15 protein-coding genes are annotated in these 20,488 nt (G+C 60.9%); 6 read left to right on the forward strand and 9 right to left on the reverse strand.

Going from position 1 to position 20,488, the window contains the following annotated elements:
- Positions 1-93 precede the first annotated feature (93 nt).
- Positions 94-2,049, forward strand: coding sequence for an acetoacetate--CoA ligase (locus ACA052_RS16465; protein WP_497645818.1), 1,956 nt, complete (start codon positions 94-96; stop codon positions 2,047-2,049).
- 143 nt (positions 2,050-2,192) lie between these two features.
- Here the strand turns inward: ACA052_RS16465 and ACA052_RS16470 are convergent, their stop codons facing one another.
- Positions 2,193-3,302 carry a PilT/PilU family type 4a pilus ATPase gene (locus ACA052_RS16470; protein WP_497645819.1) on the reverse strand — a complete coding sequence of 370 codons (1,110 nt, stop codon included), beginning with the start codon at positions 3,300-3,302 and terminating at the stop codon, positions 2,193-2,195.
- A 336-nt stretch (positions 3,303-3,638) separates the two neighbouring features.
- Here ACA052_RS16470 and ACA052_RS16475 point away from each other — a divergent pair, with 336 nt between their 5' ends.
- Complete coding sequence (locus ACA052_RS16475) at positions 3,639-6,176, forward strand: PAS domain-containing hybrid sensor histidine kinase/response regulator (protein WP_497645820.1); 2,538 nt, start codon at positions 3,639-3,641, stop codon at positions 6,174-6,176.
- Between the two features lie 55 nt (positions 6,177-6,231).
- Positions 6,232-6,507, forward strand: a complete 276-nt coding sequence (locus ACA052_RS16480) for a peptidylprolyl isomerase (RefSeq protein ID WP_007898282.1) — start codon at positions 6,232-6,234, stop codon at positions 6,505-6,507.
- Between the two features lie 104 nt (positions 6,508-6,611).
- On the opposite strand, the gene ACA052_RS16485 is transcribed toward ACA052_RS16480, so the two are convergent.
- The 8 genes from ACA052_RS16485 to ACA052_RS16520 all read right to left on the reverse strand — a co-directional run bounded on the left by ACA052_RS16485 (position 6,612) and on the right by ACA052_RS16520 (position 13,335).
- Complete coding sequence (locus ACA052_RS16485) at positions 6,612-7,547, reverse strand: sugar kinase (RefSeq protein ID WP_497645821.1); 936 nt, start codon at positions 7,545-7,547, stop codon at positions 6,612-6,614.
- Positions 7,548-7,708: 161 nt separating this feature from the next.
- On the reverse strand, positions 7,709-8,926 hold the full coding sequence (locus ACA052_RS16490) for an amino acid deaminase (RefSeq protein ID WP_497645822.1): 1,218 nt from the start codon (positions 8,924-8,926) through the stop codon (positions 7,709-7,711).
- Positions 8,927-8,967: 41 nt separating this feature from the next.
- Positions 8,968-9,732 (reverse strand): IclR family transcriptional regulator, encoded by a 765-nt coding sequence (locus ACA052_RS16495; RefSeq protein ID WP_497650340.1) that lies wholly within the window; start codon positions 9,730-9,732, stop codon positions 8,968-8,970.
- 132 nt (positions 9,733-9,864) lie between these two features.
- Positions 9,865-10,254 carry a RidA family protein gene (locus tag ACA052_RS16500; RefSeq protein WP_414879754.1) on the reverse strand — a complete coding sequence of 130 codons (390 nt, stop codon included), beginning with the start codon at positions 10,252-10,254 and terminating at the stop codon, positions 9,865-9,867.
- Between the two features lie 44 nt (positions 10,255-10,298).
- Positions 10,299-11,105: an amino acid ABC transporter ATP-binding protein gene (locus ACA052_RS16505; RefSeq protein ID WP_497645823.1), complete on the reverse strand. Its 807-nt coding sequence runs from the start codon at positions 11,103-11,105 to the stop codon at positions 10,299-10,301.
- Positions 11,102-11,764 (reverse strand): amino acid ABC transporter permease, encoded by a 663-nt coding sequence (locus tag ACA052_RS16510; protein ID WP_497645824.1) that lies wholly within the window; start codon positions 11,762-11,764, stop codon positions 11,102-11,104. The genes ACA052_RS16505 and ACA052_RS16510 overlap by 4 nt, the downstream gene beginning before the upstream one ends.
- An 8-nt stretch (positions 11,765-11,772) precedes the next feature.
- Positions 11,773-12,435, reverse strand: coding sequence for an amino acid ABC transporter permease (locus tag ACA052_RS16515; RefSeq protein ID WP_008015908.1), 663 nt, complete (start codon positions 12,433-12,435; stop codon positions 11,773-11,775).
- A 51-nt stretch (positions 12,436-12,486) separates the two neighbouring features.
- Positions 12,487-13,335 carry a transporter substrate-binding protein gene (locus ACA052_RS16520; RefSeq protein WP_497645825.1) on the reverse strand — a complete coding sequence of 283 codons (849 nt, stop codon included), beginning with the start codon at positions 13,333-13,335 and terminating at the stop codon, positions 12,487-12,489.
- Positions 13,336-14,002: 667 nt separating this feature from the next.
- Between ACA052_RS16520 and wecB the strand changes: the two genes are divergently transcribed.
- The 3 genes from wecB to ACA052_RS16535 are packed head-to-tail and all read left to right on the forward strand — an operon-like array spanning position 14,003 to position 20,486.
- Positions 14,003-15,157 carry a non-hydrolyzing UDP-N-acetylglucosamine 2-epimerase gene (wecB, locus tag ACA052_RS16525; RefSeq protein ID WP_497645826.1) on the forward strand — a complete coding sequence of 385 codons (1,155 nt, stop codon included), beginning with the start codon at positions 14,003-14,005 and terminating at the stop codon, positions 15,155-15,157.
- The gene (nfrB, locus tag ACA052_RS16530; RefSeq protein WP_497645827.1) at positions 15,154-17,328 is read left to right on the forward strand and encodes a cyclic di-3',5'-guanylate-activated glycosyltransferase NfrB; all 2,175 of its coding nucleotides are present in this window, start codon (positions 15,154-15,156) and stop codon (positions 17,326-17,328) included. Before wecB ends, nfrB begins: the two co-directional genes overlap by 4 nt.
- Positions 17,325-20,486, forward strand: coding sequence for an NfrA family protein (locus tag ACA052_RS16535; protein ID WP_497645828.1), 3,162 nt, complete (start codon positions 17,325-17,327; stop codon positions 20,484-20,486). The genes nfrB and ACA052_RS16535 overlap by 4 nt, the downstream gene beginning before the upstream one ends.
- The last annotated feature ends 2 nt before the right edge of the window (positions 20,487-20,488 follow it).

Consider the following 20,488-nt stretch of genomic DNA (forward strand, 5'->3'; position numbering starts at 1 on the left):
CGCGAGCAGGCTCGCTCCCACAAGGGATCGCATTTCAATGTGGGAGCGAGCCTGCTCGCGAATGGATCTCAAGAGAGATAAAGAGGCAAAACAATGTCCGAAATCCTCTGGCAACCCAGCGCCGAGCGCATCGGCAAGACCCGCATGGAGGCCTTTCGGCGCTTCATCAATCAGCGGCACCACCTCCACGTCGACGACTACCCTGCCCTGCATCAATGGTCCATCGATCAACGGGAAGCCTTCTGGCAAGCCATCGTCGATTTCTTCGATATCCGCTTTCACGATCAACCCGACGCGGTGCTGGTGGAAGGCGGGCAAATGCCCAGCGCACAGTGGTTTCCCGGCGCGACCCTGAATTTCGCCGAACACTTGCTGCGACGCCGTGACGATGCCGTGGCGGTGGTCGCCGTTGGCGAAAACGGCCAACGCGAACAACTGACCTGGGCCGAATTGGCAGCGCAGGTCGCCGGCTTTCAAAACAGTTTGAAAGCCGCTGGCGTCGGCATTGGCGACCGGGTAGCCGCGTGCATGCCGAACACCTGGCAAACCCTGGTGGCTATGCTCGCGACCACCAGCCTGGGCGCGGTCTGGTCCTGTTCCTCACCGGACTTTGGCACTCAAGGGGTGATCGACCGTTTTGGCCAGATCGAGCCGAAGGTGCTGATCACCTGTGCCGGTTACCGTTATGCCGGCAAGGAGATCGACCAGACCACCAAGGTCAACGAAATCCTCGAACAGTTGCCGTCATTGCGCCAGTTGATCGTTGTGCCTTACGCACGGCCACAGGCGCGTATCGAGGACTTCCACACTCAGGCCGACGTGGCGCTGTGGGAAGATTTCTACAGCGCTGGCGGCGAACCGGACTTCGTTGCCGTGCCCTTCGCGCATCCGCTGTACATTCTTTACTCCAGCGGCACCACTGGCGTGCCCAAATGCATCATCCACAGTACCGGTGGCGTGCTGCTGCAGCACGTCAAGGAACACGGCCTGCATTGCGATCTCGGCCCCGGCGACCGGCTGTTTTACTACACCACCTGCGGCTGGATGATGTGGAACTGGCTGGTGTCGGCCCTGGCCGTGGGCAGCGCCGTGGTGTTGTACGACGGTTCGCCGTTTCACCCTGACCCGGAGCGTCTGATCGACTTGATCGACGACGAACGCATCAACGTGTTCGGCACCAGCCCCAAGTATCTGGCGACGCTGGAAAGCAACGGCGTGAAACCTCGCGACAGTCATGACCTGGGCAGCCTCAAGATCCTGCTGTGCACGGGGTCTGCGCTGTCACCGCAGAGTTACGACTACGTCTATCGCGACCTGAAGACCGACGTTTGCCTGGCGTCGATGTCTGGCGGTACCGACATCGTGTCCTGCTTTGTAATCGGCAATCCGCTGCAACCGGTACGCCGTGGCGAGATGCAGGGCAAGAGCCTGGGAATGGCGATCGAGGTCTGGAATGACGACGGCCAACCGGTCATCGGCGAGAAAGGCGAGCTGGTCTGCACGCGACACTTCCCGGCGATGCCCATCGGCCTGTGGAATGACCCCACCGGCGAAAAACTGCGCGCGTCCTATTTCAATCAGTTCCCTGGCGTCTGGGCCCAGGGCGATTACGCCGAGCAACTGGCCCACGGAGGGATGATGATCCACGGGCGCTCGGACGCGGTGCTCAATCCCGGCGGTGTACGGATCGGCACGGCGGAAATTTACCGGCAGGTGGAGAAAGTCCCGCAGGTCATCGACAGCGTGGCCATCGGTCAGCAATGGCAGGATGACGTGCGGGTGGTGTTGTTCGTCCGCCTGCGTGACGGTGTGGCGCTGGACGCCGGGCTGGAACAGCAGATTCGCCAGGTCATCCGCGCCAACACCACACCCCGGCATGTGCCGGCGAAGGTTGTTGCGGTGACGGACATTCCCCGGACGATCAGCGGCAAGGTGGTCGAGCTGGCCGTGAGAAATGTGGTGCATGGGCAGCCGGTGAAAAATACCGATGCCCTGGCCAACCCCGAGGCGCTGGAGCAATTCCGCAATCGCCCCGAACTTCAAGATTAAAACACCGCCCCCTGTAGGAGCTGCCGAAGGCTGCGATCTTTTGATCTTGCTCTTTAAAACAAGATCAAAAGATCGCAGCCTTCGGCAGCTTCTACAGGGATTCATGTCAGCCCATGAGGCCCCCTTTGCAGGATGGATTCATGTCAGTCCATCAGTCCCCATTCGCCGGGCGGTGCATGCGGGCCCGGTGATGCTTCGGCGTGCAACTTGAGCCGCAGCCGCAAGTTGTTCACCGAATCCGCATGTTTCAACGCTTCCTCTTCAGTGATCGCACCTTCCACGGCTAACGCATAAAGCGCACCGTCGAACGTCTGCATCCCCAGTTCCGCAGACTTCTCCATGATGCCCTTGAGCTCGTCAAATTCGTTACGCCGGATCAAATCGCCGATGGTCGGCGTACCGATCATCACCTCCACCGCTGCCCGGCGCTGACCATCGCGGGTGCGCACCAACCGCTGGGAAACGAAGGCCTTGAGATTGTTGCCCAGGTCATGCAGCAGTTGGGGCCGGCGGTCTTCAGGGAAGAAATTGATCACCCGGTCCAGCGCCTGATGGGCGTTGTGCGCGTGCAAGGTAGAGATCACCAGGTGGCCGGTATCGGCAAACGCCAGCGCATGCTCCATGGTTTCACGGTCGCGAATTTCCCCGATCAGCACTACGTCCGGTGCCTGGCGCAGGGTGTTTTTCAATGCCGCATGAAAACTTCGGGTATCGACGCCGACTTCGCGCTGGTTGATGATCGACTTCTTGTGCCGGTGGATGTACTCGACCGGGTCCTCGATGGTGATGATATGGCCACTGCTGTGACGGTTGCGGTAATCGATCAGCGCCGCCAGTGAGGTGGACTTACCCGAGTCGGTGGCGCCGACAAACAGCATCAGGCCCTGTTTGAGCATCACGGTTTCGAGCAGCACCGCCGGCAACTTGAGGTCTTCAAAGCGTGGGATGTCGAGTTTGATGTTTCGTGCCACGATTGACACATCGTTTCGTTGCTTGAAGATGTTGACCCGGAAGCGTCCGATCCCGGCCAGGGAAATGGCCAGGTTCATTTCCAGTTCCCGTTCGAACTCCAGGCGCTGTTCGGCGTCCATGACGGACTCGGCAATCTCTGCGATTTCACCCGGTTTGAACGGCCGTTCTGTCAGGGCTTTGAGTATTCCGTCGAACCGCGCACTGGGTGGTGCGCCGGTCGACAGATACAGATCAGAGCCATTCTGGCTGGCCAAAAGCTTCAACAGTGCATCGATTTCCATGGCAAAAAGCATCCGCGAAGCATTCAATGAAAAAATAATGACCCAAAACGGGCAATGCCGGTCAGTTAATCTAAGCCGTAATACGGTCTGTGTAGCAGCTGGCGAAGCCTGCGTTCGGCTGCGAAGCAGTCGTGAAGTCAGGCAACGCGGTGAATCAGGAAAACCGTGTGCTCAGGGTTTACGACTGCTTCGCAGCCGAACGCAGGCTTCGCCAGCTGCTACACAAATCGGATTGCGACTTGGCTGATCGGCATTCCCCAAAACTGGTCATCCAGCGTCTACCGCCCTGCAAGGATAGTAGACGCCGCCACACCGACTTAAGTGCAGGACATTTCGATGAGCGCATCACCCACCGGCAGCGATGCCCAGGCCCTGATTACCAGACTTGACTGGACGCGCACCCCGTTAGGCGCCGCCAACACCTGGCCACAGAGCCTGCGAACCGCCGTGGACATCGTGATTCATTCGCCGATGCCGATGCTATTGCTGTGGGGACCGGAGCTCACGCAGATCTACAACGACGGTTTCGCCCTCCTCGCCGGCAGCAATCACCCACACGCTTTCGGACAGCCCACGCATCTTATCTGGCCAGAATTAAAGGACTTTACCGACCCCATTTACAGCGCCGTCCTACAGGGCCAGGTGCGGACCTACAGCGAGCAGCGTTTTACCTTGCAACGCGATGGTGTGGAGTCCGACTGCTGGCTGGACCTGACCTACAGTCCGATCCGCGATGAACATGCCGAGGTTGCCGGCATTCTGGTCACGGCCATCGAGACCAACGAGCGTCGGCGCATCGCCCTTGAACTCGAACAGCGCTCGGCTGCCAGCCTCAAGGCCCAGCGCGACACCGAACAGCGCCTGCAACTGGCGCTGGCCGCCACCGATGCCGTCGGCACCTGGGACTGGGACATCGGCGAAGATCATTTCATTGCCGATGCGAATTTCGCCCAGTTGCATGGCGTCGAACCTAGCCTGGCCGGTGAATTGCCGATTAGCGCCTACCTCCACGGCGTACACCCGGAAGACCGGGCGATGATCGCGCGCAGCATAAAAAACAGCATCACCCATGGCACCGAGTACGCCGAGGAATATCGCCTGCTGCAACCCGATGGCCAGTTGCGCTGGGTGTTTGCCCGAGGTCGCTGCTACAAGGACCATCACGGCCGGCCCATGCGTTTCCTCGGCGCCGCGCTGGACCTGACCGATCGCAAACACACCGAGCAAGCCCTGCGGCAGAGCCAGACCGAGCTGCAACTGATCATTAACGCCATGCCGATCCTGATCAGCTACGTGGACAAAGAAGAGCGTTTTCGACTCAACAATGCCGCCTATCTGGACTGGTACGGCCTGACGCCCCAGGAACTCTATGGCAAAACCATTCGCGAAGTGCTGGGTGACGCAGCTTATGCCTTGCGCGCCGAACACATCGTCGAAGCGCTGAAGGGCAAAGCCTGCTGTTTCAGCATCAGCACGCCGCACCGGGACGGCAGCACCCGTCAGGCACTGATGAATTACCTGCCGCGCCACGGCCCGGACGGCGCGGTGAATGGGTTCTACATCTTCGTGATCGACGAAACCGAACGCAAACAGACCGAAGAAGCCCTGCGTAACCTCAACGAAACCCTGGAGGAGCGGGTAGCCGCCCGCACCCGGCAGTTGGCCGAAGCCAACGATAAATTGCAAAACGAAATGGTCGAACGCGAGCGCGCCGAAGAGGCCTTGCGGCATGCGCAGAAAATGGAAGCGGTGGGACAGCTCACGGGCGGCATCGCCCATGACTTCAACAACATGCTCACCGGAATCATCGGCAGCCTTGACCTGATGCAGCGCTACATCGCCGACGGGCGCGCCGCCGAGATCGGCCGTTTCACCGAGGCCGCTGTTTCCTCGGCCAACCGGGCGGCCGCGCTGACCCATCGCCTGCTGGCGTTTTCCCGCCGCCAGTCGCTGGATCGCAAGCCGCTGAACGCCAACGACCTGATCCATTCGCTGGAAGACTTGCTCAGCCGCACCAAGGGCGACCATATCGCGCTCAGACTGCAACTGGCGGACGAAGTCTGGCCGATCAGCACCGATGTCAGTCAATTGGAAAACGCGCTGCTCAACCTGGTGATCAACGCCCGGGACGCGATGCCCGATGGCGGTGAGTTGCTGATCGAAACCGCCAACGCTTACCTCGACGGCAGCGATGTCACCACGCTGGAACCGGTCAAGGCCGGGGATTACCTGATGATTGCCGTGAGCGACAACGGCACAGGCATGACGCCGTCGGTGCTGGCCAAGGCGTTCGACCCGTTTTTCACCACCAAACCCATCGGCCAGGGCACCGGCCTCGGGTTGTCGATGATTTACGGGTTCGCCCAACAGTCGGGCGGGCATATCAGCCTGTTCAGTTTGCCCGGCGAGGGCACCAGTGTTCGGCTGTACCTGCCCCGACTGCACGCCATGGCGCCGGAAAACGTATTGATGCCAGTGACTGGCGAAGCCCCGGCGGCTAATGCCGGCGAGACCGTGGTGCTGGTGGAAGATGACCCGGCGGTGCGGATGCTGGTGCTGGACCTGCTCAATGAGCTGGGTTATCACGCCCATGAAGCCGAAGACGCGATGACCGCCCTGCCCTTGCTCGAGTCTGATCTGCGGGTGGACCTGCTGGTGACCGATGTCGGCCTGCCGGGTATGAACGGTCGGCAATTGGCGGAGATAGCTCGTCAGCACCGACCCCAACTCAAAGTGCTGTTCATGACCGGTTATGCGGAGAAAGCCACCGAACGCCAGGGTTTCCTGGAGGAAGGCATGGACATGGTGGCCAAACCGTTTTCCATCGACCTGCTGGCTAACAAGATTCGCACGATGATCGGCCAACCGGACTGAGTTGAGGCATAATCGCGCGCCCCGCTGTCAGCACTGTTGCAAGGTAGTTGCCCCAATGAAAGCTCAAGCCCGCCATATCCTGGTGAAAACCTCGGAAGAAGCCGAGCAGCTCAAACAACGCATCGCCAAGGGTGAAGCGTTCGATGTGCTGGCCAAGAAATACTCGACCTGCCCCTCCGGCAAACGCGGCGGCGACCTGGGCGAAGTGCGGCCGGGCCAGATGGTCGGGGTGATCGATGCGGTGATCTTCAAGAAGCCACTGCGGGTGGTGCATGGGCCGATCAAGAGTAAATTCGGGTATCACCTGGTGCAGGTGTTTTACCGGGATTGAATAATTTCTGTAGGAGCTGCCGCAGGCTGCGATCTTTTGATCTTGTTTTTAAGATCAAGATCAAAAGATCGCAGCCTGCGGCAGCTCCTACAGGGGGTTGTGTTTCAGCCGCGGGGGATCAGGGCTCCAGGCACCTGAATCACTCGGCTCGCCAACCGGTGCCCGGCTTCGGCCGCCTCTGCCGGACTGCCGCCCTTCAGGCGACTGGCCAGATACGCCGCGCTGAATGAATCTCCCGCGGCCGTGGTGTCCACCACCCGCTCTACCTTCTGCGCCGGCACTTCAAACGATTCGCCATCGCAGCGAATCAAACACGCTTCGGCACCGCGCTTGAGCACAACCTCAGGTGTGCCGATCTGCTCGTACGCAGCAAACACCGCGTCGCAATCGGAAAAATGAAACAACGCCTGTTCGTCATCGACCGTCAACAACGCGAGGTCCACGTAAGGCAAAACGCTGCGATATGCCGCCCGAGCGTCTTCGACCGAGGCCCACAACCGCGGCCGATAGTTGTTGTCGAACACGATTCGCGCATCCCGCTGCCGGGCTTCGACCAGGGTTTCCAGCAATTTCTCCCGCCCCTGTACACCGAGCACCGCCAAGGTGATACCGCTGAAATACAGCACGTCGTAATCCGGTAGCACTTGCAGGATCGGCGCGGCGGCCGGGGTGGTGAAGCAATCGCGGACGGCCGCTTCGTTGCGCCAGTAGAGAAAACGCCGTTCGCCGGCGGCGTCGGTCTGGATGCAATACAAACCGGGCAAGCGCCCCGGTAATCGCTGAACCATGCCCAGCCCGATGTTTTCGGCGGCCCAGCTCTGGCACATGGCATCACTGAAACTGTCATCGCCCAGGGCGGTAACGTAATCCACCGTGCCGGCTTCACCCAGCTCCCGGGACAGGTAGACCGCCGTGTTCAAGGTATCGCCACCGAAGCTTTGTTGCAGACTGCCGTCGGCGCGTTGTTGCAACTCGATCATGCACTCGCCGATCAGGGCGATGCGCGGGGTGTTGGGGCCGAGGGTGTTGATGGTGTTCATTAAATGAATTCTCATGTTAGCCCGCTCACGACTGCTGCGCAGTCGGACGTAGCCTGCGGCAACTGCTACATAAAGCTCAGCGAACTCGCTTTATGTAGCAGCTGGCGAAGCCTGCGTTCGAGCGCGAAGCGGTCGCAAAACGGCCGGACGCGAATCAAACCTTAGAAACAGGTTTCCATGGTTTCGATGACATTCAGCTGCTCATCCACCAGGCACCCCGTGCGCCACTTGTCGAACGTCAGGCACGGGTGCGAGGTGCCGAACGAAATGATATCGCCCACCCGCAACTCAACCCCCGGCGCCACCGTCATGAACGCATGCTGGTCCATCACCGCCGTCACCTTGCAGGCACTCACATCGTCGCCCGTCGCCGGCACTACGCCCGCCTGATAGCGCAGCAGCGGCACTGGCAAACCGGCGTCGTAGGCCACGTCGCGTTTACCCAGGGCAATCACTGCAAACCCTGGTTCCGGCAACGACTGCACATGCGCCCAGACTTCCAGCGCCGGGCGCAGGCCTTCGTGCAGGTCGCTGCGACGGTCGAGTACGCAACATTGCGCCTCTTTGTAGATGCCATGGTCGTGTGCCACATAACTGCCGGGGCGCAGGACGCTGAGGAAACGTCCTGCGGCGTTTTGCGCTTCGAACTCCTCGGCGATCAAGTCATACCAGGCCGAACCCGACGCGGTGATGATCGGCTTGGGGATGGCGAACGCCCCGCTGTCCTGCAACTGCACGGCCAGGCGCACCAAAGAACCGGCGAACGCGCGAATGCCGCTCTCGGCGTGATCGCCGTGGATCACCCCTTCGTAGCCTTCGATGCCGGTCAGCGCCAACGCCGGTTGTGCGGCGATGGCCTTGGCCAGCGCCACCACTTCCTCTTCTGACCGGCAGCCGCAACGACCGCCGACCACGCCGTACTCGATCATCACGTTCAGCCGCACGCCGCGAGAAGCGAAATACGCCCCCAGGTCCGCGACGTTGTCCGGGTGATCGACCATGCAATGGAAGTCGAATGTCGGGTCTGCCAGCAGGTCGGCAATCAGCGCCATGTTCGGCGTACCGACCAATTGATTGGCCATCAACACCCGACGCACGCCATGGGCATACGCTGCGCGGGTTTGCGTGGCGCTGGCCAAGGTGATACCCCACGCGCCGGCGTCCAGCTGGCGGCGAAACAAGGCCGGCGTCATGCTGGTTTTGCCGTGAGGCGCGAGTTCGGCGCCGCTGTTGCTGACAAAGTCCTGCATCCAGCGAATGTTGTGTTCCAGCGCTTCGCGGTGCAACACCAGCGCCGGCAGGCTGACATCGCGCACCAGGCTGGCACCCGTATGGGCAAAGCCCTTTTCCACGGCGGCCGTATTTTTGGCAGAAGACATGGTCGAACTCCTTACGTTTTCGCGGCCGCGAGCAGCCGCTGTTATTCGTTTATACGACGGGCCAGGTTGTTGGCATTGTCGATCAACACCCGGCGATATTCGTTGTAATGAGTCTTGGCATCGGCCCGTGGGGCGACGATGCACAGGGTCGCAATGGCCACGCCGTTCGGGTCTTTGACCGGGGCGGCGAAGCAATGGGTAAAGGTGTCGGCGACGCTATCGAAGGAGAAGAACCCATCGATGCCGGCCTGACGGATTTCACCCAGAAACTGTTCCAGTGGCAGGCGCTCACCGTTGGGCAGGATGAAGTCATCGTGGTCGATCAGGTCGATGATCTCCTGGTCACTCAGGTGCGACAGCAGCAGCCGTCCGGAAGCGGTCCAGGGGATGGGCGCGTTTTCGCCGATGTCGGAGGAGATGCGGAAATGCCGCTCCCCTTCTTTCATCAACGCCACCGTGTATTTACGGCCGTTGAGCAGGCACATCTGCGCGGTTTCATGGGTCTGGCTGACAATCTCCTGCAAGGCGTGATCGGCCTCGCGGGTCAGGTCGAAATGGCGCAAATGCGCCTGCCCGAGGAAGTACAGCTGACGGCCGAGGTAGACGTGACCGTCCTTGCCCACGGGCTCCAGAATCCGCCGCTCCAGCAAGGAAGCCACCAGTTCGTAGACCGTGGATTTCGGGCTGCCGATGCCGCTGGCGATTTCATTCGGGCGCAGCGGCTGGCCGATCTCCTTGAGAAAATCGAGGATATCGAACGCCCGGTCCAGACCGCGAGCCCGGCGCTTGATGGTGTCTTCGGTCATGTCAGTGGTTCCCATAAAATTCGCCCTGTAGGAGCTGCCGCAGGCCGCGATCTTTTGATCTTGCCCTTATGGCACTTCCAAAATCGCCAAAAGATCGCAGCCTTCGGCAGCTCCTACAAGAGCCACCTTGGTTCAGGCTTTTTTCTTGTACGCGATGCAGTCGATCTCGACCTTGCAGTCGACCATCATGTTCGCCTGCACACAGGCGCGGGCCGGGGCGTGTTCGGGTTTGAAGTACTCGGAGAATACCTTGTTGAAACTCGTGAAATCCCTCGGGTCCTCCAGCCACACGCCAGCACGCACCACATCTTCCAGGCCATAACCGGCCTCTTCGAGAATCGCGATCAGGTTCTTCATGGTCTGGTGGGTCTGCTCGACAATGCCGCCCACAATAATTTCGCCATCCAGCGCCGGTACCTGGCCGGACACGTGCAGCCAGCCATCGGCTTCAACGGCGCGGGCGAAAGGACGGGGCTGACCGCCAGCGGCGGTGCTGCCGGTGCCGTAACGAGTAATGCTCATGAGTGTTTCTCCTGATTGAGTCGTGAAAATACTTTTGAAAAAAATCAGAACCGCGTGTTCTTCAGAAATTCAGCGAGACGCGGCGATTGCGGACGTTCGAAGAGTTCCTTGGGTGGCCCCTGCTCTTCGATCCGCCCCTGATTCATGAAGACGATCTTGTCCGAGACTTCGAACGCAAAACGCATTTCGTGAGTGACCAGCAGCATGGTCATGCCTTCGTCGGCCAGGCCCTTGATCACGTTCAGCACTTCGCCCACCAGTTCCGGGTCGAGGGCCGAGGTGACTTCGTCGAACAACATCAGGCTCGGGTTCATCGCAATCGCCCGGGCAATCGCCACGCGCTGTTGCTGGCCGCCGGACAACTGGCCGGGATAGTGATCGCGCCGCTCCAGCAGGCCAACCCGCTCCAGCCATTTTTCGGCGAGGGCGACCGCTTCATCCTTGTGCAGCTTTTTGACTTTGAGCAGCCCGAGAGTGACGTTCTGCAACGCGGTGAGGTGCGGAAAAAGGTTGAACTGCTGGAACGCCATGCCGGTCATGGCCCGATGCCGGGCAATGACTTTCTCCGCGTGACGTACGCGCTTGCCATTGATCTCGTCATAACCGATGGACTCGCCATCGAGCATGATCTGCCCGCCCTGGAACTCTTCGAGCATGTTCACGCAACGCAGCAGCGTGGTCTTGCCCGAACCGCTGGAGCCGATCAGCGTGACGACATTGCCACGCTGCATGGTCAGGTCGACGCCCTTGAGCACTTCGAGCTTGCCGTATTGTTTGTGCAGGCCGCGAATGTCCAGCAGGGCCTGGCCGTTTTGAGCATCTTTTACGTTAGAGAGCGAAGGTTGAGTCATGGCAAGGCCACCCGCTTTTCAATGTGCCGGCCGAGTAATTCGATGGCGAAGTTGATGACGAAAAACAAAAATCCGGCGAACAGGTAGAACTCGAGCGTCATGAACGTCCGGGCGATAATCTGCTGGGTGCTGAGCAGCAACTCGGCCACACCGATCACCGACAACAGTGTCGAGGCCTTGACGATCTCGGTTGACGAGTTGACCCAGGTCGGCAAGATCTGCCGCAGCGCCTGGGGCAACAACACGTAGCCGAGCGACTGGTAGAACGTCAGGCCAATCGCCTTGCTCGCTTCCATCTGGCCGCTGGGCAGCGCCTGTAACGCGCCGCGCACGATCTCGGCAACGTGAGAGCCGCAAAACAGCGTCAGGCCCAAGGCGCCGGCCTGAAACGCACTGATCTGCCAGCCCAACGCAGGCGCCATATAGAAGCAGGCCAGCACCAATACAAACACCGGCGTACCGCGAATCAGATCGACATAAAAGCGAAACGGCGCACGCATCCAGACATTGCCGTAAGTCAGCACCAGGCCCGTGACGATGCCAACCATCGTGCCCAGCAAAATCGCCAGCGCCGAGACCTGCACACTGGTCAGGAAGCCCTGCCACAACACTTCACGGGCAACCCATAACTCATGCATCCAACTGGGGGATTCGTACATGGGGCCTCCTATCGGCGGATCGCCAGACGCTGCTCGAGGTAACGCAGCATCATGGCAATGAGGTAACAGGCCGCAACATAGAGCGCCGTGGTCACCAGCCAGGTTTCAATCACCCGGTAGCTCTCGACATTGATCTTGCGCGCGTAATAGGTCAGCTCCGGCACGGCAATCGCCGCGGCCAGCGAGGTGTCCTTGAACAGTGAAATGAAGTTGTTCGACAGGGCCGGCAGCACATTGCGCAACATCACCGGCACGGTGACATACGCCTTGACCTGCCACTCGCCCAGGCCGATGGCCAGCCCGGCTTCACGTTGTCCCTTGGGAATGCTCAACAGCCCGCCGCGGAACACTTCGGTCAGGTACGCCCCGGCATACAGCGACAGGGTGATGATGAACGACGGGATCTTGTCCAGACGAATCCCCAGGCTCGGCAACGCGAAGTAAATCAAAAGAATCAACACCAGGATCGGCGTGTTACGGATCACCGTCACATACACCGACGCCAGCACCCGTAACGCGCGGTGCTTCGACAGCAGAGCAAACGCCATCATCAGGCCGATCACGCAACCGATGGCGATCGACACCAGCGCCAGTTCAAGACCCAGGCCGAGCCCCGCCAGCAAGGTGTCGAAATCGCGCCAGACGGCGGCAAAATTCAACTGATAGTTCATGGTCAGCAGTACCTTGAGCGGGGCGCGTCAAAGCGCCCCACTCTCACGGGATCATTTGAATTCGACAGGGAAACCAATCGCCGGTGTCGGCAGATCGACACCGAACCACTGCTTGAACGAGGCCGCGTAAGCCGGGAACTCAACGCCGGTCATGGCTTCATGCAAGGTGGTATTGACGAAGTTCAGCCAGTCCTGATCACCGCGCTTGACCGCGCAGGCATAGGTTTGCGGGCTCCAGGCGTAGGCCGGGCTGCGGTAGCGGCCAGGGTTTTGCACCATCAGGTATTTCACCGACGACTGATCGGTGGCAGCGGCATCGGCACGGCCGGAGTTCACGGCCTGATACATCAGGTCAACGCTGTCGTACTGATCGACCTTGGCTTTAGGCAACGCCTGGTGCACCAATTCTTCGGCGTACACGTTCTGCAGCACGGCCACGGTCACGCTGTCGTTGGCGGCCTTCAGGTCTTCGATTTCCTTGTACTTGCTGTTCGCCGGCAGCAGCAGGCCGACACCTTCGCGGTAGTACGGCAGCGTGAACGCCACTTGCTGGGCACGGCTGGCGGTGACGGTAATGAACTGGCAACTGATGTCGACCTTGTCGGTCAGCAGGTTGGGAATCCGCGCATCGGACGATTGCACCACGTACTCAACCTTGCTCGGGTCGTTGAACAAGCCCTTGGCAATCATGTGCCCGATATCGATATCGAAACCCTGCAATTTGCCGTCCGCGCCCTGGAAGTGCCACGGCGCATTGGTACTGCCCGTGCCCACAATCAACTTGCCACGGGCCAGCACGCTATCGAGCTTACTGTCCGCCGCCTGGGCCACGCCCATGGCAGCAGCAGAAGCTGCGACAAGAAAAACACACGCTTTTAACAAGGAAGGTCGGCGATGCATGGCAAGCACTCCAGGGTGATGTGTATTCCGCTATACCGGAAGTTGGTGTGTAACAACGGAATAGACAGCAGAAAGTGTGCCACAGGTTGTGGGGGGTGTGTTGGGGAGATTGAAAAGTGTTTTGAATCAGGAGGATGCACAACAGGCCAAAAATGGCGTTACTAATCGCACACCTGACGAACGCTACTGTTGGCTACAACGAACGGGTACTCGCACCACAAATGCGAAACCGCGACTCACAATGAAGCAAAGCACGCCACACACCTTTTGGCAGCTGAACGAAGCCCGCGTCCGGCGCTCGTAGCAGCTGCGTTCGGCGCTGTAGCAGCTGTCGAGCTTGCGAGGCTGCGTTCGGCGCTGTAGCAGCTGTCGAGCTTGCGAGGCTGCGTTCGGCTGCGCAGCAGTCGTAAAAACCTGAGCATGAAATAATCCTGAAGGACCGCGCTACCTGATTTCACGACTGCTGCGCAGCCGAACGCAGCCTCGCAAGCTCGACAGCTGCTACCCCGCCGGACGCAGGCTTCGCCAGCTGCTACGGATTGCGTTGCTGCTTAACGGGCTGACCCGGAATTGGACAACCTCGTCTGCGGCTGCTTTATTGAAAGATCAGGTAATACGCAGTCTCAATGGCCAGGAGGCACCCGGCGCAAGCTGTCCCGGAGGGCCAATGTCTTTCAAAGTCATGATGGTTTTCGGTACTCGTCCGGAGGCCATCAAGATGGCCCCGCTGGCCCGAGTGTTGCGTCAATGGCCAGGTGTCGATCTGAACATCTGTTCCACCGGCCAACACCGGGAAATGCTCAAGCAGGTGCTGGACTCCTTCGAGCTCACGGTCGACCAGGACCTGCAAGTGATGACCCAGGGCCAGACGCTCAACGGCCTGTCAGAACAATTGTTGATTCACCTCGACCAGGCTTACGAGCGGATAAAACCCGACATCGTGCTGGTCCATGGCGACACCACCACCAGCTTCATCGCCGCCCTCGCCGCGTTCAATCGTCATTTGCCCATTGGCCATGTCGAGGCGGGCCTGCGCACCGGCAACCTGCGCTCGCCCTGGCCGGAAGAAGCCAATCGGCGCCTGACGGGCGTCATCGCCGACCTGCATTTCACGCCCACCACCAAGGGCGAAGCGAATCTGCTGCGTGAAGGTGTGCCCAACGCCGATATCGAAGTCACCGGCAATACGGTGATCGATGCGCTGCTGTGGATGCGCACCCATCAACAGGACATTCAGTGGCACCCGGCGGCTGACTCGCCTTTGGCCGTACTCGACGACACTCGGCGGATGGTGCTGATCACCGGCCATCGCCGGGAGAGTTTCGGCGGCGGTTTCCGCAACATCTGCCTGGCCCTTGCCGAGCTCGCCCGACGTTACCCCGACGTGCAATTCGTCTACCCGGTGCACCTTAATCCACAGGTGCAAAACGCGGTGTACAGCGTGCTGTCGAACACCCCCAACATCTATCTCGTCGCACCGCAGGACTACCAGCATTTCGTCTGGCTGATGGGTCGTGCGCATTTCATCCTCACCGATTCCGGTGGCATCCAGGAGGAAGCCCCGGCCATCGGCAAACCGCTGCTGGTATTGCGCGATGTCACCGAACGGCCATCGGTGCTCGAGGGCGGAACCGTGCTGTTGGTGGGGACCGATACCGAGCGCATCGTCAAGGAAGCCAGCCTGTTGCTCGATGACGACGCCACGTTCCAGCGCATGAGCCGCGTTCACAGCCCCTACGGCGACGGCCACGCCAGCGAACGTATCGCCAACCGCCTGTGCATCTGGCTGAAACACCGCGCTGCAGCGGGCAAAACCGTATGAGCCTGGGTCTCGTTGACTTCTTTGCCTATGTGCTGTTCGGCCTCAAATACTTCGCGATCACCCTGGCCCTGCTGATGTTCGTGCTCGGGCTCGATGACCTGTTCATCGACGTGGTGTACTGGAGCCGCAAGCTGATCCGGCGCTGGCGAATCTATGAAAAATTCAAGCGCGCCGATGAAGAGCGGCTCTACGCCATTGCCGAAAAACCGTTGGCGATCATGGTCCCGGCCTGGAACGAAGTCGGCGTGGTTGGCGAAATGGCACGGCTGGCGGCCTCGACCATCGATTATGAGAATTACCAGATTTTCGTTGGCACCTACCCCAACGACGCCGAAACCCAGGCGGATGTCGACGCGGTCTGCCGGCATTATCCCAACGTGCACAAAGTGGTGTGCGCGCGCCCCGGTCCGACCAGCAAGGCCGACTGCCTGAACAACATCATCGACGCGATCCTGCGCTTTGAAAGCGAAGCAAAGATCCAGTTCGCCGGGTTCATCCTGCACGACGCCGAAGACGTGATTTCTCCCATGGAGTTGCGCCTCTTCAACTACCTGCTGCCGAGCAAGGACCTGATCCAGATTCCGGTCTACCCCTACGCACCGGAGTGGCGAGGTTTCACCGCCGGCCACTACGTCGACGAGTTCGCCGAAAACCACGGCAAGGACGTGATTGTCCGCGAAGCCATGACCGGCCAAGTGCCCAGCGCCGGGGTCGGCACCTGCTTCAGCCGCAAGGCCGTCAGTGCTCTGCTCGAAGACGGCGACGGCATTGCCTTCGACGTGCAGAGCCTGACCGAGGACTACGACATCGGTTTTCGTCTCAAGCAAAAAGGCATGAAATGCATCTTCGCCCGCTACTCGGTGACCGACCCGAAACTGGCCCTCGAACAGCCTTGGGTGTTTGGCATGGACCGCGCGTTTTCCCAGGTGATCTGCGTGCGCGAGCACTTCCCCCGCGACTTGAAGCACGCGATCCGCCAGAAATCGCGATGGATCGTCGGCATCGTTTTCCAGGGCACCAAGAACCTCGGATGGAGCGCCCACGGACGGCTCAACTATTTCCTGTGGCGTGACCGCCGTGGGTTGATCGCTTACCTGCTGAGTTTCCTGGTCAACCTGCTGTTCCTGGTGCTGCTGGCGATGTGGCTGGTGACGGTGGTGTCGCCGAATGCCTGGCGCTACCCGTCGATTCTTTCTGACAGCCCGCTGCTCTCGATGTTGCTCTGGCTCAACGGCCTGATGCTGCTCAATCGACTGTTCCAGCGCGGATGGTTCGTCACCCGTTATTACGGCCTGGGCGAAGGCCTGTTGTCGGCCCCGCGCATGGTCTGGAGCAACTTCGTCAATTTTTTCGCCAATTTGCGGGCGCTGCGCCAGGTTATTGAAATGGGCGACTCGCGTCGCGTGGCCTGGGACAAGACCACCCATGAATTCCCGGCCCTGACCAAGACTCAGCGCACACCGCTGGGGCATCGACTGGTGGAAAAAGGCCTGCTCACCGAAGCGCAACTGGAAGCGGCGATCACCAGCCCGGTGCGGCGTCGGCTGGGCCATGAATTGCTCCTGCGCGAACACATCAACAGCACCCAACTGGTGGAAACCCTGGCCGAGCAACTGGACATGGAATGGGCCCCGCTCAACCCGTTCAAACTGGACCAGCGCCTGATCGATCTCGTACCGCGCAAAGTCGCCTCGCACTACGGCGTGCTGCCGGTGGCCGAAGAAGGCGACACGCTGGTCCTGGCTTGCGAAGGGCCGGTCAGCCAGGTTTCACTGGGCGCCATCAGCCGCCAATTGAAACGCCCGGTGCGCTGCCGCCTCGCGCCGCAGGGCCGGGTCACGCTGGGTATTCGCTACTGGTACGCCAGCCGCCACCAGAATCAAGACGTGCATCACATGCTCGAAGTGCTGGAGCGGCATCAGAACGATGAAGACTTGCTCGAACGCGTCGGTCGTCACCAGATCCTGCTGGGCAATCTGCTGCAAGTGCGCGGGATGGTCCCGCCGAGCCTGTTCAACCAGGCATTGATCGACTTCGATGCCGAGCACATGTCGCTAGGCCAACATCTGATTTCACGCGGCATGATCACCCAGGAAGTGCTCGAACAGGCGCTGCTTGAACAGGCCAGCGAACAGCAAGCCGCCTACCGCATTGCCCGGGAGGTCGAATGAAGCCCGCCCGTCGACATGCCCTGCTCGCCGCCCTGGTGCTGTGCCTAGGTGCCGCCGCGTGGGTGCAGGCCGAAGCGCTGACAGACTTCGAACAATTCCGCAGTTTTCCCTACATGGACCGCAGCTACCGTGAAGCAAAAAAAGGTAACTGGGCCGAAGTCGAACGGCTGATGCGCCACCTGCTGGCCAAGGTGCCGAAAAACGAGGAGGCCCGGGCGTTGCTGGTGGAGGCGCTGGCCAAGCAACGGCGGTACAAGGACGCCGTGCATGCGCTGCCGGACAACCCCGACAACAACGACGCCCTGCTCAACCTGCGTCTGACCTGGATCGAACAGGACCCACCCGGCAGCGGACAAGTCGAACAGTGGATGGCCACCAGCAATCTCAACCAGCGCGTGCGCCTGTGGCAAGCCTACAGCCTGAGCCTGGCCAAGTTCGGCGGCGCCGGCCGAGCGCACGACTGGCTGGCGCAATTGGTGCCCAAAGGTGACGACAAGATTCTGCACCTGGCCCTCTCCAACTGGTCCGAGCAGTTGCGCGACTGGAACGGCACCATCGCCCAATTGGCCCCCCTGGCAGCCAGCCATCAATTGGACGCCGAAGGCTGGCAGCGACTGGCCAACGCGTATGTGCAACGCCTCGACGAAAAGCCTTTGCAGCAACTGCTGCAACAGGCGCCGAGCCCAGAAGCAGCGCGCAAAACGCGGTTGGCGATGGCTGATCGGGCAATTGCCATGGGCGACATCACGCAAGCCCAACGCTGGATTCAATCGCTACCGGCCAGCGACCTCGCCGAACCTGCCCAGCAACAGCGACTGTGGGAGCTGGCCCGACAAACCGGCGACACCGAGACGGTTCAGCGCTTGAGTGCCGAGCTGCAGCGCCCGTGCCTGGAGACCGCGGAGTGGCTTTCGCGGCGCGATCCGCAAGCGGCGCTCAGTCAATTGCGTGGCTGCCGGGCGGATGACGATCCACAAGCCTGGCTGGTTCTCGCCCAGCGCCTGCACGCGACTGAACTGCTGCAAGGCACACGCCTGCCGGAACCTTGGGACAGCCGGCGCCAGGCCCGTTTGCTGGACATCTGGCAAGCCGAGGGCCAGAGCGACAACGTCATGGCCTGGCTCGCCAGCCAGCCGCAGACCGCCGAGGTGCTGAAGCGTCGAGCGGAGCTGGTTCAGGCGTTAGGACGCAACACCGAAGCGGCGGCGTTGTGGGAGCAGCATTACCAGCAAACCGGCAATCTTGCTTCGCTCAATCAGGCGACCTATCTGGCGCTGAACGCCGGCCAGCGTGAGCACACGCAGCAACTACTGGAAACTGCTTACGACCGTCACGGCGGCAAGCTGCCCGTCGCCCTGCTGCAACGCCTCGCGGGGCTCTATGCCTCATCGACACCGACCCCGGCGCAGCAGCAACGCATCGTGTCGCTGCTCGGCCATGTCGACTCCGCCACCCGTGGTCAACTGTTGGCGCAACTGGCCGAGAGCGGTCAGTGCGATACGGTGCAGCAAGCCATTGGCGCTCACCCACAAGCGGCAGGCGACTATCGCGCCCTCGGACGTTGCGCCATGCCAGAGCGGCCCGGGGAAGCGGTGGTCTATTACCAAGCGGCGGAAAAACTCGGCGACCGTGGAAGCCGTCTGCCGCTTGCTTATGCCCTGGAAGCGGCCGGTGATTCGTCCGGCGCCATGGTGATCTGGCGCAGCATCCCCGAGGCCGAACTGAGTGATAACGCCCGGCTCACCGCCAGCCGCAGCGCGCTGACGGCTGGCAATGCTCAGACGGCCGAACGTTACTGGCAACAAAGCCGCGCCCGGGGTGCCAATGAATGGGCCTTGGGCGCAGCGATTGCCGACGCTCGGGGTCATTACGCCCTCGCCTTGCAGCGTCAACGCAGCGCCTTGCAGCAGGCGCCCGATGCAGGGCATTTCTATGCCGCATCGGTGACGGCGCAAAAGGCCGGGGAACGGCAGCAAAGCACGGATTGGCTGGCGGAAGCCGTGCGCCGGGAGCCGAGCAATCCGCGTTATCGGGCCGATTACGGCATGCGTCTCGCGGGCGCCTCGACCCAGGAAGATCGCGCCAAAGCCATCCCTTACCTGCAAAGCGCCACCCGGGATTTCCCGGAGGACTACCGCCTCGGCGAAACCCTCGCCGTGCGTTATGACGAAGTGGGAGACAGCGCTCAGGCGCGCAAGGAACTGCGCCGGGTGATCGATCTGGAGCAAAACCCGGTGGCCGCCGACGACAAAGACGGCAGCATGCAAGCGCGGCGTTATCGTCAGCGCCGCGCTCACGAAACCCTGTCCCGTCGCGACAGCCGCACCGTCGCCAGCACCTGGTCGCCGGCCGGGGTCTCGACCAACGATTTCTTGCGTCCTGACGAAAGCACCGGCTCGCAACGCCGCTCGACCTCGCAGAACGTGCAATTGGCCATGTGGGACCACGCCCTCGGTGAAGAACCCAGCCGCGCCGGCAGCACGCTGTCGGTCTATGGCCGGGCCTTGCTCGGTGGCCAGGGTCGGTCGAGTTACGCAGAATCCATCGCCACCGGTGTCGGGCTGCGCTACAAGCCGTGGGGCACGGCGAACATCAACTTCTATGGCGAGTTCTACAAACAGAGCCAGTTCGACGACAAGGACAATCATGGCCTCAGCCTGGGCGAAACGCTCAATCCCGACAAGCTGTCAGACCAGGTCGACGATCACCGTCAGGATGGCCACACCACCACTGATTACCTGCTGCGCGCGACCGCTTCGTTCCTCGACCAGGGCCGTTTCCGCAACGACTGGCGCGTCGATGAAAGCGACTGGGAAGAACGCTTTCTGTACCTCGACGCCGCCTGGTGGACCAAGGCTGGTGATCACCAATGGCTGTCGCGGTTCCAGCAGGGCCACACCTGGAAACTACCGTTCAACGGCGCGCAAACCCTCATGCCTTATGGCTTTCTCGAATTTGCCAGCCAAGACCCGAGCAACGACTGGCGCCAGGACCTGCGCACTGGCATCGGCCTGCGCTGGCAATGGTGGTTCGACGATGACCTCTACAATGCCTACCGCGCACACCTGACCGTGCGCACCGAATATCAGCAATCCCTGGGCGGCAACCTGTATGAGGGCGGCAACGGCGTGCTGCTGGGCGTGGAGTTGAACTTCTGATG

Source organism: Pseudomonas sp. LBUM1644 (genome assembly GCF_059716195.1).

Bases quoted from the DNA above. Each gene is read 5' to 3' on its own strand.
- ACA052_RS16515 (WP_008015908.1), bottom strand. From the start codon at position 12,435: ATGAACTATCAGTTGAATTTTGCCGCCGTCTGGCGCGATTTCGACACC.
- wecB (WP_497645826.1), top strand. From the start codon at position 14,003: ATGTCTTTCAAAGTCATGATGGTTTTCGGTACTCGTCCGGAGGCCATC.
- ACA052_RS16475 (WP_497645820.1), top strand. From the start codon at position 3,639: ATGAGCGCATCACCCACCGGCAGCGATGCCCAGGCCCTGATTACCAGA.
- ACA052_RS16470 (WP_497645819.1), bottom strand. From the start codon at position 3,302: ATGGAAATCGATGCACTGTTGAAGCTTTTGGCCAGCCAGAATGGCTCT.
- ACA052_RS16510 (WP_497645824.1), bottom strand. From the start codon at position 11,764: ATGTACGAATCCCCCAGTTGGATGCATGAGTTATGGGTTGCCCGTGAA.
- ACA052_RS16465 (WP_497645818.1), top strand. From the start codon at position 94: ATGTCCGAAATCCTCTGGCAACCCAGCGCCGAGCGCATCGGCAAGACC.
- ACA052_RS16495 (WP_497650340.1), bottom strand. From the start codon at position 9,732: ATGACCGAAGACACCATCAAGCGCCGGGCTCGCGGTCTGGACCGGGCG.
- ACA052_RS16480 (WP_007898282.1), top strand. From the start codon at position 6,232: ATGAAAGCTCAAGCCCGCCATATCCTGGTGAAAACCTCGGAAGAAGCC.
- ACA052_RS16500 (WP_414879754.1), bottom strand. From the start codon at position 10,254: ATGAGCATTACTCGTTACGGCACCGGCAGCACCGCCGCTGGCGGTCAG.
- ACA052_RS16535 (WP_497645828.1), top strand. From the start codon at position 17,325: ATGAAGCCCGCCCGTCGACATGCCCTGCTCGCCGCCCTGGTGCTGTGC.
- ACA052_RS16520 (WP_497645825.1), bottom strand. From the start codon at position 13,335: ATGCATCGCCGACCTTCCTTGTTAAAAGCGTGTGTTTTTCTTGTCGCA.
- ACA052_RS16505 (WP_497645823.1), bottom strand. From the start codon at position 11,105: ATGACTCAACCTTCGCTCTCTAACGTAAAAGATGCTCAAAACGGCCAG.
- ACA052_RS16485 (WP_497645821.1), bottom strand. From the start codon at position 7,547: ATGAACACCATCAACACCCTCGGCCCCAACACCCCGCGCATCGCCCTG.
- nfrB (WP_497645827.1), top strand. From the start codon at position 15,154: ATGAGCCTGGGTCTCGTTGACTTCTTTGCCTATGTGCTGTTCGGCCTC.
- ACA052_RS16490 (WP_497645822.1), bottom strand. From the start codon at position 8,926: ATGTCTTCTGCCAAAAATACGGCCGCCGTGGAAAAGGGCTTTGCCCAT.